The following is a 16,470-nucleotide window of genomic DNA, read 5'->3' as shown; positions in this document are numbered from 1 at the left end:
TCTTTTTTTGTATATTTGAAAATTGAAACAAGTGAAAATTTCACCTGCTCTTGAAAGCACCTTGGACAACCGTTATAATAGAAAAGAATTTCAAAAAAGAGGGGTTTCTTATGATATATTTTGATAACAGTGCAACAACCCCAATCTTTCCGCAAAGCTTAGATGCATATGTAAAAACCAGTCAGCGGATTATTGGGAATCCATCAAGCTTGCATGATTTAGGCAATCAAGCTAACCGGTTGTTGCAGCAAGCAAGAAAGCAGATCGCTGATTTGATCCATGTAGAACCAGAAGAAATCTATTTTACTTCAGGCGGAACAGAAGGAGATAACTGGGTATTAAAAGGAACGATGATCGAAAAAAGAGAATATGGGAATCATATGATCATTTCAGGAGTCGAACATCCGGCCGTCAGCGAGACAGCAGAACAATTAAAAGAATTAGGAATCGAAGTAAGTATCGCCCCAGTGGATAAACGCGGATTTGTACGTGTCGACGAATTGAAAGAATTAATAAGAAAAGAGACAGTATTAGTCTCTGTTATGGCTGTGAATAATGAAGTAGGATCGATTCAGCCCATCCAGGAAATCAGTGATCTTTTGGATGATTTTCCTAAAATTCATTTCCATGTAGATGCTGTTCAGGCGATTGGAAAAGTACCATTCTCGCAATGGTTGACAGAAAGAGTTGATTTTGCAACATTTTCAGCTCATAAATTCCATGGCCCACGGGGAACTGGTTTCATTTATTGGAAAAAGGGTCGTCGTTTAGCACCATTACTGACAGGTGGAGGGCAAGAAAGAAATCAGCGAAGTGGGACAGAAAATGTTCCAGGTATTGTGGCTATGGCTAAAGCTTTACGTTTATCATTAGAGATAAAGGAACAAAAACCTGAGCAGACACAACGCTTAAAAGTAGCTCTAATCAATGCGTTGAAGACGTATGAGAAAGTGACGATTTTTTCAGAAGGAACTGACTATGCACCGCATATTTTATGTTTTGCTCTAAAAGGAATTCGCGGCGAAGTTCTCGTCCATGCCTTAGAAGAAAAACAAATATTTGTTTCTACTACTAGTGCCTGCTCCTCACGTAAACATATGGCAAGCAGTACATTGCACGCAATGCATGTACCAAATGATCTGGCTACATCTGCTGTTCGAATCAGCTTAGATGAAAACAATTCGCTTGCAGAAGTCGAGCAATTTATGATTATTTTCAAGCAGCTTTATAAGAAATTTTCTGCAATCAATTAAAAGAGGAGTGTTCTTGTGAAATACAGTGAAATTATGGTCCGTTATGGGGAACTTTCGACAAAAGGAAAGAATCGAAAAAGCTTTATCATGCAACTAGCACAAAATGTCAGACAAGCTTTGAAAGACTTTCCAGAAATCAAAATCCATGCTGATCGGGACCGGATGCATCTTTTATTGAATGGCGCAGACGGGCAGCTAGTTATTCCAAAACTAGCAAAAATATTTGGGATCCAAAATTTTTCTCCAAGTATTCGTGTAGAAAAAGATGTCGAAGTTTTGAAACAAGCTGTTCAAGACATCATGAAAGAAATTTATACTGGGAAAGAAACATTTAAAATTATCGCTAAAAGAAGCGATCACCAATTTGAATTGACAAGTAATGAATTGAATCAAACATTAGGTAATGCTGTTTTTGATATTTTCCCGCATATCCAAGTTCAAATGCGTCAACCAGATATTCCATTACGTGTAGAGATTCGGCGTGATGGCGCTTATCTATCGTATGAAACGATCAAGGGAGCTGGAGGATTGCCCGTAGGAACAAGCGGAAAAGGAATGCTTATGCTTTCTGGGGGGATTGATTCTCCTGTAGCAGGGTACTTTGCCATGAAGCGGGGAGTGGAAATTGAAGCTGTTCATTTTGCTAGTCCGCCGTATACAAGTGAACAAGCACTGCAAAAAGCAAAAGATCTAACAGCCAAACTAGCACCTTATGTGGGAACGATCCATTTTATCGAAGTGCCATTTACCGAGATTCAAGAAGAAATCAAAAAGTCAGTGCCACAAGGATATTGGATGACAATTACTCGTCGAATGATGTTGCGTTTGACCGATGAAATTCGCCGTATTCGTCATGGTTTAGTCATTTTGAATGGTGAATCATTAGGTCAAGTGGCTTCACAAACTTTGCAAAGTATGGTGGCTATCAATGAAGTAACGAATACGCCAATCATTCGGCCTGTAGCGACAATGGATAAACTTGAAATCATTGAAGTAGCAGAACAGATCGATACATTTAATCTTTCTATCCAGCCTTTTGAAGATTGCTGTACGATTTTTGCTCCTCCACAGCCAAAAACACGCCCTCAACTGGAAAAGGTCCATCAATATGAAGAGCGTTTAGCAATAGATGAAATGATCCAACGAGCACTAGCTGGCTTGAAGATGGAAGAGATACAAGCAGAATCGTCTAATGAAAAAACTGAAGAATTTTCAGAATTGCTATAAGAGGTTATGAAAATAGTGTTTTGACCAGAGTATTAGAGAAACAAAACGAAAAAATAGCTCCATGTATTTTACCGTTTTTGAACTAATGTCGAAGATTAGCTGATTGAATACCATTTATCAAGAAGTTATGGAAAAGCCGGTTCTTTTTTACTAACTGAAAAATAAAATTTTATTTAGAGATCAAGCTACAGTTGATAAATGATATAAAAAAGAGAATTTCCCATGAAATAGCGAGGTTGTGACAGAAGTGGGCAGCTTCAAGAAATAAGAAGGAATTTACGAAAATTGCTTTTCAAATTTTTGTGAAATTTCGGCTTATTTTTCGAAGAAGTTACTTCTGGAACACCGTGTATCAGAGGTTGTGAAAAAGCTGCCCTGCATCAAGTAATAAGAACAGCCAAACAAAAATAGTTCCTCATATTTTACGTTTGGTTGAGCTTATTACCGCAGATGCAAGCTTTTGAACACCGTTTTATTTGTCTCACACCCTTTTCCTTCCTACTTGTAACCTTGCTCCCGTGTTAGAAACATGTTACACTAAATATGTGAAATTATTAACAAGGAGCGTCGTTATGCGAGAAAAAACAGATACACTGCCAAAAGCAACTGCGAAAAGATTACCTTTATATTTACGCTACTTGAAGATGCTGGATGACTCAGGTATAAGTAGAATCAAATCAAATGAGTTCAGCGAAATCACCCAAATTCCTTCTGCAACGATCCGCAGAGACTTCTCGCAATTAGGCGAGCTAGGCAGAAGCGGATATGGCTATGATGTCCCTTTCCTTATCGATGTATTCAATAATATCCTTAATACTAAAGAAGAAAAACGAATCGCATTAGTAGGATATGGAAATCTTGGCAAAGCATTGAAACACAACAATTTTAGAAGAAATGAAAATCTAAATATCGTGTGCGTCTTTGATAATGATCCAGCACTGATCAATCGAGTAATTGATGGAGAAATGATCTATCCGATTGATCGTTTCGCGGAGATAGCCAAAGCAAAAAATGTGACAGTAGCAATCTCTACGGTACCAAGTAAATATTCACAATCTGCTATTGATGAAATTGTCAAAGGAAATGTAACCGCTATACTTAATTTTGCGCCTGACAGAGTAACTGTCCCAGCTTATGTCAATGTTCAATACATTGATTTGACAACCGAGTTGCAGACGCTTATTTACTTTGATGAGAATTACTCAGAAGTTTTTTCTTAGGAAAATTTGAGTAGGCTTATTGATCTTGCGAGAACTCGTCGTAATTCTTTCAAAAATTTTTTAGTACTAAATGAAGTGGTTTTTTCACGACCACTTGTTGACTAAAAAAAAAAACCATTGTAGAATGAAGCATAACGCTGAACAAGAGGAGTAACTGGCACATTCATTCTTAGAGAGAGAACTATCTGCTGAAAGGTTCTCAATGACAACCAGTGAAGGTAGCTTGGGAGTTTCTGTCTTGAATGGAGTAGAGATAGACGAGTCGTGATCGTTAACTCACTTGAGAGGCAATAATGATTGATTATTGCAATTTAGGTGGTACCGCGTAAATCATACGTCCTAGAATACGAAAGTATTTTAGGACGTTTTTTAGTTTAAAGGAGGAAAACAGCATGACGGAAGAAAATAACCTATCAACAAAATATAATCCGCAAGAAGTTGAAGCTGGACGTTATCAGCATTGGTTAGAACAAGATTTGTTTAAACCGAGCGGAGATAAAAAAGCAAAACCTTATTCAATCGTAATCCCGCCCCCAAATGTTACTGGAAAACTTCATTTAGGGCATGCTTGGGATACGACCTTGCAAGATATGCTGATTCGTCAAAAGAGAATGCAAGGATATGATACTTTATGGCTGCCTGGTATGGACCATGCAGGAATCGCGACACAAGCAAAAGTAGAAGCGAAGCTTAGAGAGCAAGGGATTTCTCGTTATGATCTAGGTCGTGAAAAGTTCATCGATCAAGTGTGGGAATGGAAAGAAGAGTATGCGAGCCACATCCGCGAACAGTGGGCTAAAATGGGCTTATCTTTAGATTACAGTAGGGAACGTTTTACATTAGATGATGGATTATCTGAAGCAGTACGTAAAGTTTTTGTTACCTTATACGAAAAAGGTTTGATTTATCGTGGTGAATATATCATCAACTGGGATCCTCAAGCACGAACAGCTCTATCTGATATCGAAGTTATTCATAAAGATATCGAAGGCGCCTTTTATCATATGAGCTATGAACTAGCAGATGGATCAGGCGTAGTAGAAATTGCGACAACCCGTCCAGAAACGATGTTGGGAGATACGGCGATTGCTGTTCATCCAGAAGACGAGCGTTATCAAGCGCTCATCGGCAAAAAAGTGATTCTACCTTTAGTCAATAAACAAATCCCAATCATTGCAGATGAATATGTAGATATGGAATTCGGGACAGGTGTAGTAAAAATCACTCCAGCACATGATCCAAACGACTTTGAGGTAGGTAATCGTCATGATCTTCCACGCGTAAATGTTATGGATGATGATGGTACGATGAATGAACTAGCAGGAAAATATGCTGGAATGGATCGTTTTGCTGCTCGTAAAGCAATCGTGCAAGATCTGAAAGAAATCGGTCGATTGATTAAAATCGATACGATGATCCACAGTGTGGGTCATTCCGAGCGGACAGGTGTCGTTGTTGAACCTCGGCTGTCTACTCAATGGTTTGTAAAAATGGCGCCGTTAGCGAAAAAAGCCATTGATAACCAAGAAACAGATCAAGCAGTGGAATTCTTCCCTCCAAGATTCAATCAAACGTTTTTACGTTGGATGGAAAATGTCCATGATTGGGTAATCTCACGACAATTATGGTGGGGACATCAAATTCCTGCATGGTATCACAAAGAAACAGGTGAAATGTATGTAGGGATGGAAGCACCAGCGGATAGTGAAAACTGGGTACAAGATCCTGATGTTTTAGACACTTGGTTTAGTTCAGCTTTGTGGCCTTTCTCAACAATGGGCTGGCCAGATACGGAAAGCGAAGATTATAAGCGATACTTCCCTACTAGCACTTTAGTAACCGGTTATGACATCATTTTCTTCTGGGTAAGCAGAATGATTTTCCAAAGCTTGGAATTTACTGGCGAACGTCCATTTGAGAATGTCTTGATTCATGGATTGATCCGTGACGAACAAGGGCGGAAGATGAGTAAATCATTAGGTAATGGAATCGATCCGATGGAAGTAATCGAAAAGTATGGAGCAGATGCTCTCCGCTGGTTCTTATCGAATGGTTCTGCACCAGGACAAGATGTCCGCTTCAGCTATGAAAAAATGGATGCTTCTTGGAACTTTATCAACAAAATCTGGAATGCTTCACGTTTCGTTATCATGAATATCGAAGGAATGACCGTAGAAGAGATCGATTTATCTGGAGAAAAATCAGTGGCTGACCGGTGGATCCTTACTCGTTTGAATGAAACGATCGAACGAGTAACTGAGCTATTTGATCGTTTTGAATTTGGTGAAGCAGGTCGACAACTGTATAACTTTATCTGGGATGATTTTTGTGACTGGTACATCGAAATGAGTAAAGAAGTACTTTATGGAGATGATGCTGTTTCAAAACAAACCACCCGTAGCATCTTAGTCCATACACTTGATCAGATCCTACGTTTATTGCATCCAATCATGCCATTCGTTACAGAAGAAATATGGGAACATATTCCTCATCAGGGAAATTCTCTAGTAGTGGCAGAATATCCTGTTGTACGTCCAGAGTTTGATGATGAAACAGCTTCTAAAGGGATGGAAGTATTGAAAGAATTGATTCGAGCCGTTCGAAATATTCGTTCAGAAGTGAATACACCATTGTCTAAACCAATTACGTTGCTAATTAAAACAAACGATGCTAAAATCGATCAATTTTTAGTTGAAAATACAAGCTATATCGAACGCTTCTGTAATCCCGAAGAGTTGACGATATCAAGTGAGATCACTGCGCCAGATCTAGCGATGTCAGCTGTTCTGACAGGTGCAGAAATCTTCTTGCCGTTAGCAGGATTGATCAATATTGAAGAAGAAATCAAACGATTAGAAAAAGAACTGGAAAAGTGGACAAGCGAAGTAAAACGTGTCCAAGGAAAACTTTCTAATGAACGTTTTGTTTCTAACGCGCCGGAAGAAGTAGTAGAGGCAGAGCGTGCAAAAGAAAAAGATTATTTAGAGAAGCAAACGGCTGTCAAAGAACGAATCGAAAGTTTGCGTACTATTCAATAAGAATAGAAAAAGAGAGTGTGAAATCAGCTAGCTATTACTAAAAGCTAGCTGATTGAACATCGTTACAGGAAAGAGTTTGAGCCTCACTCTTAGCTTCGATTCATAAAGAGATGTGACATAAATTTTGTCACATCTCTTTTTTAGTCTACTCTTATTATGTAGGAGAAGGAGGGAGATGGATCATGTATCAAGAGTCAATAAAGTAGTTGATAAAATCGTTCCTCTCTCTGTTTCTTTTCTCTTTGTCATACTTTTATTTTTCTTATGTGTTCTATTTGTTATAATAAAAGAGAAATGGGGGAATTGTTGATGACGATTGAAGAAGCAATAGAATGGATCCATAGTCGATTACCATTTGGTTCACGTCCTGGCCTTGATCGAGTCGAAGCTTTATTAGAAGTGGTAGGGCATCCAGAGAGAAAAGTAAAAACGATCCATATCGCTGGAACAAACGGAAAAGGTTCTACTGTAGCTTATTTGAGAAGCCTATTAGAAGAGGCTGGGCTGACAGTAGGTACATTTACTTCACCTTATATCGAAACGTTCAATGAACGGATCGCAATCAATGGCAAAAGCATCCCAGACAATGATTTGATCCAGCTTGTAAAAAAATATCAGCCACTGATCAAACAACTTGATCAATTTGAAGCAGTAGCTGGTATTACTGAATTCGAGACATTAACAGCAATGGCATTTGATTATTTTTTGATGAAGAAAGTGGACGTAGCGATTATCGAAGTTGGCTTAGGCGGCTTATTGGATTCTACCAATGTAGCTGTACCAATGCTGACGGGAATAACAACGATTGGACTTGATCATACCGAAATACTTGGAGATACAATTGAAGAAATCGCTGCACAAAAAGCTGGAATCATCAAACAAGGCGTTCCAGTAGTAACAGGAAATATTGCCCCAGAAGCTTTTACTGTCATCCAACAAACAGCTAAAGCAAAAAATGCACCGCTTTATGTATACGGGGAAAATTATAAAATAAACTATCTGCATCCTGATGAGATGTGGGGAGAAGTATTTGAATTTTTTAATGAAATAGGAAAGATCCCTCAATTAACCACTCCGCTTTTAGGGCAACATCAAGCTGAAAATGCAGGAGTAGCCATCGAATTGTATTTTGTTTACTGTCAATTGGAAAAGCTGCCTTTCCGAGAAAAAGATGTTTTGAAGGGATTGAAGAAATCTCGATGGCCAGGAAGAATGGAGCGTTTGAGTAACGAGCCATTAGTTGTTTTAGATGGTGCCCATAATACGCATGCAATGAACCGGCTTGTTGAGAATTTGAAAAAAGAATTCAAAGAATATCAAATCAACATTTTGTTTTCCGCCTTACGAACTAAAAATGTTAGAGAAATGCTAGAACGATTGCAGCAAGTACCAAATGTCCATATTTATTTGACGACCTTTGAACATCCAAAAGCCATCGAATTAAGTGAAGTATCAGATTTAGCAAGTGAGAGAGTATCAATCGTTTCATTGTGGCAATTCGGATTAGCAGATATATTGGAAAAGATGACAAATGAAGACGTATTAGTTGTGACCGGTTCACTTTATTTCATTTCAGAAGTTCGCCATTTATTAATACAATTAGGAGGAGATCATGAAGTATAATGCAGTGATTTTTGACATGGATGGTTTGCTGTTCGACACAGAGTTAGTGTATTACGAAGCCACACAAGTAGTAGCAGACAAGATGGGTTTTCCTTATGATAAAGACCTGTATTTAAAATTCTTAGGTGTTTCAGATGAAGAAGTATGGGCGAATTATCATATGATTTTCTCGGAATTTGGCAAAACAAGTGTACAAAGATTCATAGATGATTCATACCAGGAAACGCTTGAACGTTTTTCGCAAGGAGCGGTACAAATGAAGCCCGGTGTGTTGGAACTCCTCTCTTTTTTAGAAGAACATCAGATTCCCAAAGTTGTCGCTTCCAGTAACCAACGAGCAGTCATTGAACTTTTATTGAAGAAGAACAATCTGTTTGAACGATTTGAGACGATTGTTTCTGCAGAAAATGTTCAACGAGCAAAACCAGACCCAGAAATTTTCTTGTTAGCTAATCAGAAGCTAGGTACAGCGAAGAAAGAAACATTGATTTTAGAAGATTCACAAAATGGTATTTTAGCAGCTTCTGCGGCTGAGATCCCGGTAGTCATGGTACCAGATCTGCTTCCACCATCCCAAGAATTGATCAAAAAAACAGCTGGGGTTGTTTCTTCTTTACATGAAATCCCTGCATTGTTAAAATAAAAATCCATCTCTTTTCGTATCTTATTTTAGATAAGATAGAAAGGAGATGTTTTTTTGGGAAAACGATTGATCAAAGAAGTACCTACTAGCTCTTTACCAAGGGAACGTATGGAAATTTATGGCGCTGAAGCTTTATCGGATCAGGAGCTTTTGGCAATCTTACTGCGTACCGGTCAACACCCTTATAGTGTGATGTCGATTGCTGGAAATCTGTTAAAAACGTTTGGAGGACTGGCCTCTTTACGACAGGCTACTTTGCATGAGTTAGAAGAGATTCGAGGGATAGGACGCGTGAAAGCAATCGAAATCAAAGCCTTGATCGAATTAGGTCGACGAATTCAGACGGATCATGAAAGAGCGGCTCCACCGGTTCGTACCAGCTACGAATTGGCCCAGCAATTGATTCTGGAAATGAAAGATCACAAACAAGAACATTTGGTTTGTATTTATTTGGACACGAAGAATCAAGTGATCTTAAAAAAAACAGTGTTCATCGGTTCGCTGAATCAGTCAGTCGCTCATCCTAGAGAAATTTTCCATTATGCTGTACGTTATTGTGCAGCAAGGATCGTTTTAGCGCATAATCATCCTTCTGGTAATGTTATTCCATCGCAGCAGGATATGAATTTTACCAAAAGGATACAAAAGTGTGGAGAAATGATGGGGATCACTGTACTGGACCACTTGATCATCGGACGCAAACGATATTTTAGTTTGAGAGAAGAAGGAATGATGGAAGAGAAGTAAGTTGCTTTCTTGCAAAAAAAATGAAGCAAGTGTACAATTATATTGTAATTTTGTTTGGGAATAGAAGTTGAAACATCTGTTGCACCTCTATCGTACACGAGCAATGTTACAATTTAAATTAGTGCTTTTGGCACGAGGAGGATATTATTATGGAAAACGGAACAGTAAAATGGTTCAACGCTGAAAAAGGATTTGGATTTATCTCACGTGAAGATGGAAGCGACGTATTCGTTCACTTCTCAGCTATCCAAGGTGACGGATTCAAAACATTAGAAGAAGGTCAAGCAGTGACTTTCGACGTTGAAGAATCAGACCGCGGCCCACAAGCTGCAAACGTTGTAAAAGCTTAATTTTATCTGTAAATCAAATTGATGGTAGACATCAATTTTTACGAGAGAACAAAGCGAGTAACAAAAATACCTGCCACAAGAGACAATTTCTCTTGTGGCAGGTATTTTTTTGTATGAAAAAGTAAATAAATTTAAGAGGCTATGAAAGAGCCACCTTGTATCAAGGAATAAGAACAAACAAAAATGGCTTCTCATGTTTTTCATTTGTTTTCTCTCATATTCAGGACAAGGTGCTGATTTCATAACCTCTTATTTATTCTTCATCTGGCGTCATTACCATTGGCAAAATCATTGGATGTCTTTCTGTACGTTCGAATAAGAAAGGCTGAAGCGCGCCAGTCATCGCTTCTTTCAATTTATATTCTGAACAGTCAGGTCCATTCAAACATTCTCTTAAAGCGTGGAATAAGATTCGCTGAGCTTCATTGATCATTTCTCCTGATTCTCGCATGTAGACAAATCCACGAGAGAGAATATCTGGACCAGCCAAGATTTCTTTTTTCTTGATATCCACTGTCGCGACAGCTAATACAAGACCTTCTTCTGAAAGCAGGTGACGGTCACGTAAAACGACATTACCAATATCACCGATCCCGCTACCATCGATATACACATCTCCAGCCACAAAATGCCCAGCAGGACGCGCAGAATCGCTAGTTAACGCTAAAACATCGCCATTTTCCATGATGAAGCAGTTTTCTGCAGGAACACCTACATCTTGTGCTAGAGAAGCATGTACTTTCAACATGCGGAATTCTCCGTGGACAGGAATAAAATATTTTGGCTTCATCAAACGAAGCATTAATTTTTGTTCTTCTTGTCCACCGTGACCGGAAGTATGGATGTTATTGATTTTTCCGTGAATCACTTCTGCACCAGCTTCAGACAGCAAATTGATCAAATGATTGACACTTGTTGTATTACCAGGAATAGGTGAACTTGAAAAGATCACTGTATCGTCTGGCTGGATTTGGATTTGACGGTGAGTACCATTCGCGATGCGGCTCAACGCGGCCATCGCTTCTCCTTGAGAACCTGTACATAGGATCATCGTTTCATTGGCAGGCAAGCGATTGATTTCGTGTGCATCTACAAATGTGCCGTCTGGAACTTTGATATATCCTAAACGTTGACCGTTGACGATGGCATTTTCCATGCTTCGTCCGAAAACAGCGATTTTACGACCAGTTGCCACAGCGGCATCTGCTGCTTGCTGCAAACGGAAGATGTTAGAAGCAAAGCTGGCAAAAATGATACGTCCTTCGATTTTTGAAAAGATCTTCAAAATAGAATGCCCAATCGTTTTTTCTGATTTAGTGAATGTTGGAATCTCAGCATTTGTACTATCAGATAAAAGGCACAAGACTCCTTCTTCCCCGATACGAGCCATTTTATGCAAGTTTGCTGGTTCGCCAACAGGAGTGAAATCGAATTTGAAGTCTCCGGTCGCTACGATATTTCCAGAAGGTGTTTTCACCACGATCCCTAATGCATCTGGGATACTATGGGTCGTTCTGAAAAAGCTGACAGAAGTCTTTCTAAAACGGATGATCGTATCTTCATTGATCTCATGGAGCTCTGCATCTCGAAGCAAGCCATGCTCATCTAATTTGTTTGTGATCAACGCTAATGCGAGAGGACCAGCATAGATAGGAATATTTGCTTGTTTCAGCAAGTAGGGTATTCCGCCGATGTGGTCTTCGTGCCCGTGAGTAATCACCAAGGCTTTTACTTTGTGTAAGTTTTGTATGATGTAGCTGTAGTCGGGAATGACATAGTCAATTCCAAGTAAATCGTCTTCCGGGAATTTGATCCCGGCATCAATCAAAATGATTTCATCTTGGAATTGTACCCCATACGTATTTTTCCCGATTTCACCTAATCCACCAATAGCAAAGACGCCTGTCTCGTTATTTTTGATGGAAAGTTTCATATTAAAACTCCACTAATGAGAAATCAGCATTTTCTTTTTCGTACTCTAGATGACTTCCTTCTAGAAGTTGAACGAATTCAATATTGTATGGGGTATTTTCTTCCACACGTTGGCGAGCGTCTACATCGCTTTTTGCCTCAATGTAAAGAGATTTTGTTTCTTCCCGTTTAGGGTTGCGTACTTTTGTTTCTTGATAATAAACTTTATAGATCATTGTTTTGTCTCCTTTATCTGCGTAAAGCAGTGATTTAGCTAGTTGATTTTTTTAGACAACACAAAACGAGGGGACAAGCCACCTGGTTTTTCATATGCTTTGACTAGAATACTGGATTCGAGTCAAAGAGACAAGCCTCGTTTTTGCTTATCTGTTCGGATATTTTTTCAACCGTACCTTCTGTATAAAAAATATACAACAATTAATTGTTATTCTAGCATAAAACAGCAAATAAGTATAGAAATCAACTAGATTGAAAGAAAAAATCAATGTTTATCATCCCGCTATAATCATAATGACTTTTTTATGAGAGAAGTGTTCTATTAATAGGCTCGTTGTGCTATCATTTTTAGTAATGAAAATGTAACAAAAGATTAAAAGGAGATGAGAAAGTGAAACTAATGTGGCATTATACCATGCGTTATAAGAAATTCTTGTTTTTCAATTTCATATGCGTATTTGGTTTTATTTTGATTGAATTAGGACTTCCTACGATTTTAGCACGTATGATCGATGTAGGAATCCGCAATGATGATTTTGATTATGTGAAGCAACAAGGGATATTTATGATCGTTATTACTGTAATCGGTATTATTTTGAATATCTTGTTAGGTTATTTTGGTTCGAGGATTACGACTAATATCGTAGCAGATATTCGAGATGATTTGTTCGAAAAGATCCAAAGTTATTCGCATCAGGAATACGAAAATCTAGGCGTATCTTCATTGATCACTCGTACAACAAACGATGCTTATCAGATCATGTTGTTCCTGCAAAATATTTTACGTATCGGTTTTATGGCACCAATGATGTTCATTGTCAGTTTGTACATGGTCATGCGTACAAGTGTGACACTCAGTTTGTATGTAGTAGGTGCATTACCTTTACTATTATTGGCAGTCGTAGCGATTGCTAAGGTGTCTGAACCGTTATCTAAAAAGCAACAAAAAAACTTAGATAAAATCAACAGTATCTTGCGGGAAAATCTTTCAGGATTGCGTGTGATTCGTGCATTCGTCAATGAAAAGTTTGAAGAAAAACGTTTTGCTGTAGTCAATGAGAATTATGCTTCTAGTTCAAAAAGCTTATTCCGTTTGATGGCTGTTGCACAACCGGGTTTTTATTTCTTATTTAATATCGTAATGGTATTGATCATCTGGAGCGGGGCAGTGCAAATCGATGCAGGCGAGCTTCGTGTAGGAGATTTGATTGCGTTTATCGAGTATATATTCCATGCCTTGTTCTCATTCATGTTATTTGCCAGTGTGTTCATGATGTATCCAAGAGCAGCTGTTTCAGCTGGACGTATCCAAGAAGCCCTAGATGCCAAACCTTCGATTGTAGAAGATCCAAAGGGTATATCTGATACAAAAACTAAAGGGTATATCGAATTTCAAAATGTAACATTTGCTTATCCAGGCCATTCGCAAGAACCAGTGATTCGAAATGTCAGTTTTACAGCCTCTCCAGGAGAAACCGTTGCTTTTATTGGAAGTACCGGTAGCGGAAAATCTACGTTGATCCAATTGATTCCTCGCTTTTATGATGTGAGTGAAGGAAAGATCTTGATCGATGGAGTAGACGTGAGAGATTATCGGCTAAGCAAGTTGCGAGATAAGATTGGGTTTATTCCGCAAAAAGCGTTGCTATTTACTGGAACGATTGCAGATAATTTGCGATACGGGAAAGAAGATGCTACGCAAGAAGAAATGGAACGTGCAGCTGAGATTGCTCAAGCTTCAGAATTCATTTCTCGAAAACCAGATGGATTTAATGAACATTTATCAGAAGGTGGTTCCAATTTTTCAGGTGGGCAAAAACAACGATTGGCAATAGCCAGAGCCATCATACGCCGTCCGGAAATCTATATTTTTGATGACAGCTTTTCTGCATTAGATTATCAAACGGATGCGAAGTTACGTGCTCGCCTGAAAAAAGAAACGACAGAATCTACTGTATTGATCGTAGCACAACGTGTGGGAACGATCATGCATGCAGATAAGATCATCGTATTAAATGAAGGAGAAGTCGTCGGTATGGGGACGCATCGGGAGTTGTTGGAAAAATGCCCGATTTATTATGATATTGCCGCTTCTCAATTATCAAAGGAGGAATTAGCATGAAAAAAACCTTTTCTTCCTTAAAACGTTTAGCTCGATATATCAGACCGTATCGTGGGACTTTTCTTTTAGTGATCCTATTTACAGTTCTGACAGTGGCTTTCAACGTGGCTTTGCCATATGTTACAGGACTTCCTACTACAGAAATCAGCCATAATATTGCCAATGGCGAATCAATCAATTTTTCTTATATATTCAAATGTCTCATTTGGATCACAGTTGTTGGAATAGGGTATTGTATTTCGCAATTACTTTCTGGTGTTTTGATGACAAATGTCGTTCAAAGTGCCATGCATGATTTGAGAAGAGACATAGAAGAAAAAATCAATCGTCTTCCGGTTTCATATTTCGATAAAAACCAGCAAGGAAATATTTTGTCTCGTGTGACGAATGATGTAGATGCAGTCAGCGGTGCTTTACAACAAGCTTTTATTGGTATCGTAAATGCGATATTGGGAATTACGTTGGCTGCAGCAATGATGTTTTATATCCAGCCGATGATGGCGCTGATCTCTATGATCATGATTCCAACATCGATCTGGATCTCAAAACGAGTGATCAATGCTTCGCAGAAATATTTTCAAAGCATGCAGAATTCTCTTGGTGAGCTAAACGGCTACGTCCAAGAAAATATGACAGGTTTTAGTGTATTGAAAGTATATGGACGCGAAAAAGAAACATTGGAAGGATTCAAAAAAGTTAATCACAGCTTGAAATACTTTGGGTTTCGTGCAGCATTCATTTCTGGCTTGATGATGCCTCTAGTTCAATTAACTGCCTATGCTACTTATATTGGTATGGCTGTTCTAGGAAGCTTTTATGTTATTACTGGGGCGATCGTTGTCGGTCAACTACAAGCATTCATCCAATATATTTGGCAAATCAGTCAGCCAATGGGGAACGTGACACAATTGTCTTCAGTTTTGCAAAGTGCATCAGCGGCAACGAAACGTGTATTCGAGATTTTAGATGAGCCAGAAGAAAAAGAAAACAAAGTAGATGCTTCACTGCCAGAAACGATTTTAGGAGATGTGACATTCGATCATGTCGATTTTGCATATGATCCGAAGAAACCATTAATCCAAGATTTGAATTTTGAAGTGAAAGCTGGTCAAACCGTAGCTGTGGTCGGTCCGACCGGTGCCGGCAAGACGACATTGATCAATCTATTGATGCGTTTTTATGACGTAGACAAAGGAGCAATAAGGATTGATGGAATCGACACCAAATCAATGAGTCGCAGTGATGTGCGTTCGCTATTTGGTATGGTCTTGCAAGATGCATGGCTTTATCAAGGAACGATTGCAGATAATATCCGCTTCGGAAAGCTTGATGCGACAGATTATGAAGTAGTTGATGCTGCGAAAACAGCAAACGTAGATCATTTTATCCGAACGATGCCAGATGGATATGATATGGCCATCAATTCTGAGGGAGACAATGTGTCTTTAGGACAAAAACAGTTGCTGACGATTGCCCGAGCAGTGGTCTCCGATCCTAAAATCTTGATTTTAGATGAAGCAACAAGTTCAGTAGACACCCGTTTAGAAGCGTTGATTCAAAAAGCAATGGATCGCGTGATGGAGGGACGGACAAGTTTCGTCATCGCTCACCGTTTATCGACAATCCGTGATGCAGATCTGATTCTAGTGATGGATCAAGGTCAGATCATTGAAAAAGGAACGCATGAGAGTTTATTGGCACAAGGTGGATTTTATGAAAAACTGTATAACAGCCAATTTGCTGAGGAAGCAGAATAAGTCATATAAGAATAAAACAGTTTAAAACTTATTTTTTGTTCTCTATTCTTGATAATGGTAAAGTAAAGTTATCAAGAAAAGTGAGGACACGGAGATGGAACAGTTTTTAAATGAAAAAATTACTGAAGCCAAAAGAGAAGTTGATCGTTTAACGCACGTCTGTCAGACGAAGCCTTTTGATTCAGCTGATTTTTTTGAAAATGAGTTTCAAATCGAACGCTTGGCAGCACAAATAGAAGTGTACGAATTAATTTTAAAAAAAGTAATAGAAGAAAATATAGATGTACAATAAAAACAGGTAAAACGTCAGTTACCAGATACTGTAAATAGACATCTGGCCTG

General features: G+C 38.7%; 13 protein-coding genes and 1 other annotated feature. Of the genes, 11 read left to right on the top strand and 2 right to left on the bottom strand.

From position 1 onward, the window contains the following. Window positions 1-110 precede the first annotated feature (110 nt). The 8 genes from IGL70_RS09770 to IGL70_RS09735 all read left to right on the top strand — a co-directional run bounded on the left by IGL70_RS09770 (window position 111) and on the right by IGL70_RS09735 (window position 10,101). Window positions 111-1,253 carry a cysteine desulfurase family protein gene (locus IGL70_RS09770; protein WP_002294077.1) on the top strand — a complete coding sequence of 381 codons (1,143 nt, stop codon included), beginning with the start codon at window positions 111-113 and terminating at the stop codon, window positions 1,251-1,253. A gap of 15 nt (window positions 1,254-1,268) precedes the next feature. Continuing rightward, on the top strand, window positions 1,269-2,480 hold the full coding sequence (gene thiI / locus IGL70_RS09765; protein WP_002287955.1) for a tRNA uracil 4-sulfurtransferase ThiI: 1,212 nt from the start codon (window positions 1,269-1,271) through the stop codon (window positions 2,478-2,480). Window positions 2,481-3,052: 572 nt separating this feature from the next. Then, window positions 3,053-3,700 carry a redox-sensing transcriptional repressor Rex gene (locus IGL70_RS09760; RefSeq protein ID WP_002287954.1) on the top strand — a complete coding sequence of 216 codons (648 nt, stop codon included), beginning with the start codon at window positions 3,053-3,055 and terminating at the stop codon, window positions 3,698-3,700. 128 nt (window positions 3,701-3,828) lie between these two features. Then, window positions 3,829-4,045 (top strand) — a binding site (T-box leader). 47 nt (window positions 4,046-4,092) lie between these two features. Further along, a complete protein-coding gene (locus IGL70_RS09755; RefSeq protein ID WP_104874026.1) occupies window positions 4,093-6,738 on the top strand; it encodes a valine--tRNA ligase in 2,646 nt (881 codons plus the stop codon). A 309-nt stretch (window positions 6,739-7,047) separates the two neighbouring features. Further along, entirely contained in the window at window positions 7,048-8,361 is a 1,314-nt protein-coding gene (locus IGL70_RS09750; RefSeq protein ID WP_104874027.1) for a bifunctional folylpolyglutamate synthase/dihydrofolate synthase, read from the top strand. Beyond that, complete coding sequence (locus tag IGL70_RS09745; protein WP_002287951.1) at window positions 8,351-9,004, top strand: HAD family hydrolase; 654 nt, start codon at window positions 8,351-8,353, stop codon at window positions 9,002-9,004. Before IGL70_RS09750 ends, IGL70_RS09745 begins: the two co-directional genes overlap by 11 nt. A gap of 54 nt (window positions 9,005-9,058) precedes the next feature. Continuing rightward, window positions 9,059-9,751: a RadC family protein gene (gene radC, locus IGL70_RS09740; protein WP_002294069.1), complete on the top strand. Its 693-nt coding sequence runs from the start codon at window positions 9,059-9,061 to the stop codon at window positions 9,749-9,751. 149 nt (window positions 9,752-9,900) lie between these two features. Then, window positions 9,901-10,101, top strand: coding sequence for a cold-shock protein (locus IGL70_RS09735; RefSeq protein WP_002294067.1), 201 nt, complete (start codon window positions 9,901-9,903; stop codon window positions 10,099-10,101). 253 nt (window positions 10,102-10,354) lie between these two features. Here the strand turns inward: IGL70_RS09735 and rnjA are convergent, their stop codons facing one another. Together rnjA and IGL70_RS09725 are read right to left on the bottom strand one after the other, a co-directional pair. After that, the gene (gene rnjA, locus IGL70_RS09730; RefSeq protein ID WP_002287948.1) at window positions 10,355-12,034 is read right to left on the bottom strand and encodes a ribonuclease J1; all 1,680 of its coding nucleotides are present in this window, start codon (window positions 12,032-12,034) and stop codon (window positions 10,355-10,357) included. Window position 12,035: 1 nt separating this feature from the next. Further along, complete coding sequence (locus IGL70_RS09725) at window positions 12,036-12,248, bottom strand: DNA-directed RNA polymerase subunit epsilon (protein ID WP_002287947.1); 213 nt, start codon at window positions 12,246-12,248, stop codon at window positions 12,036-12,038. Between the two features lie 392 nt (window positions 12,249-12,640). Between IGL70_RS09725 and efrA the strand changes: the two genes are divergently transcribed. The 3 genes from efrA (at window position 12,641) to IGL70_RS09710 (ending at window position 16,420) form a co-directional block, all read left to right on the top strand. Continuing rightward, window positions 12,641-14,371: a multidrug efflux ABC transporter subunit EfrA gene (gene efrA, locus IGL70_RS09720; protein WP_002299664.1), complete on the top strand. Its 1,731-nt coding sequence runs from the start codon at window positions 12,641-12,643 to the stop codon at window positions 14,369-14,371. Next, the gene (gene efrB, locus IGL70_RS09715) at window positions 14,368-16,128 is read left to right on the top strand and encodes a multidrug efflux ABC transporter subunit EfrB (RefSeq protein ID WP_104874020.1); all 1,761 of its coding nucleotides are present in this window, start codon (window positions 14,368-14,370) and stop codon (window positions 16,126-16,128) included. Before efrA ends, efrB begins: the two co-directional genes overlap by 4 nt. Window positions 16,129-16,222: 94 nt before the next feature. Then, window positions 16,223-16,420: a hypothetical protein gene (locus tag IGL70_RS09710; protein WP_002296291.1), complete on the top strand. Its 198-nt coding sequence runs from the start codon at window positions 16,223-16,225 to the stop codon at window positions 16,418-16,420. Window positions 16,421-16,470 lie beyond the last annotated feature (50 nt).

Origin of the sequence: Enterococcus sp. DIV0901a (genome assembly GCF_051711525.1) — a bacterium.
GTDB lineage: Bacteria > Bacillota > Bacilli > Lactobacillales > Enterococcaceae > Enterococcus_B > Enterococcus_B faecium.
The sequence above is the reverse complement of the archived record's forward strand: the minus strand, read 5'-3'. Positions and strand labels throughout refer to the sequence as shown.

What these genes read in the sequence shown, in the direction of transcription:
- IGL70_RS09770 (WP_002294077.1), top strand. Translation starts at nt 111, where the DNA reads ATGATATATTTTGATAACAGTGCAACAACCCCAATCTTTCCGCAAAGC.
- IGL70_RS09750 (WP_104874027.1), top strand. Translation starts at nt 7,048, where the DNA reads ATGACGATTGAAGAAGCAATAGAATGGATCCATAGTCGATTACCATTT.
- rnjA (WP_002287948.1), bottom strand. Translation starts at nt 12,034, where the DNA reads ATGAAACTTTCCATCAAAAATAACGAGACAGGCGTCTTTGCTATTGGT.
- IGL70_RS09755 (WP_104874026.1), top strand. Translation starts at nt 4,093, where the DNA reads ATGACGGAAGAAAATAACCTATCAACAAAATATAATCCGCAAGAAGTT.
- IGL70_RS09760 (WP_002287954.1), top strand. Translation starts at nt 3,053, where the DNA reads ATGCGAGAAAAAACAGATACACTGCCAAAAGCAACTGCGAAAAGATTA.
- IGL70_RS09745 (WP_002287951.1), top strand. Translation starts at nt 8,351, where the DNA reads ATGAAGTATAATGCAGTGATTTTTGACATGGATGGTTTGCTGTTCGAC.
- IGL70_RS09735 (WP_002294067.1), top strand. Translation starts at nt 9,901, where the DNA reads ATGGAAAACGGAACAGTAAAATGGTTCAACGCTGAAAAAGGATTTGGA.
- IGL70_RS09725 (WP_002287947.1), bottom strand. Translation starts at nt 12,248, where the DNA reads ATGATCTATAAAGTTTATTATCAAGAAACAAAAGTACGCAACCCTAAA.
- IGL70_RS09710 (WP_002296291.1), top strand. Translation starts at nt 16,223, where the DNA reads ATGGAACAGTTTTTAAATGAAAAAATTACTGAAGCCAAAAGAGAAGTT.
- efrB (WP_104874020.1), top strand. Translation starts at nt 14,368, where the DNA reads ATGAAAAAAACCTTTTCTTCCTTAAAACGTTTAGCTCGATATATCAGA.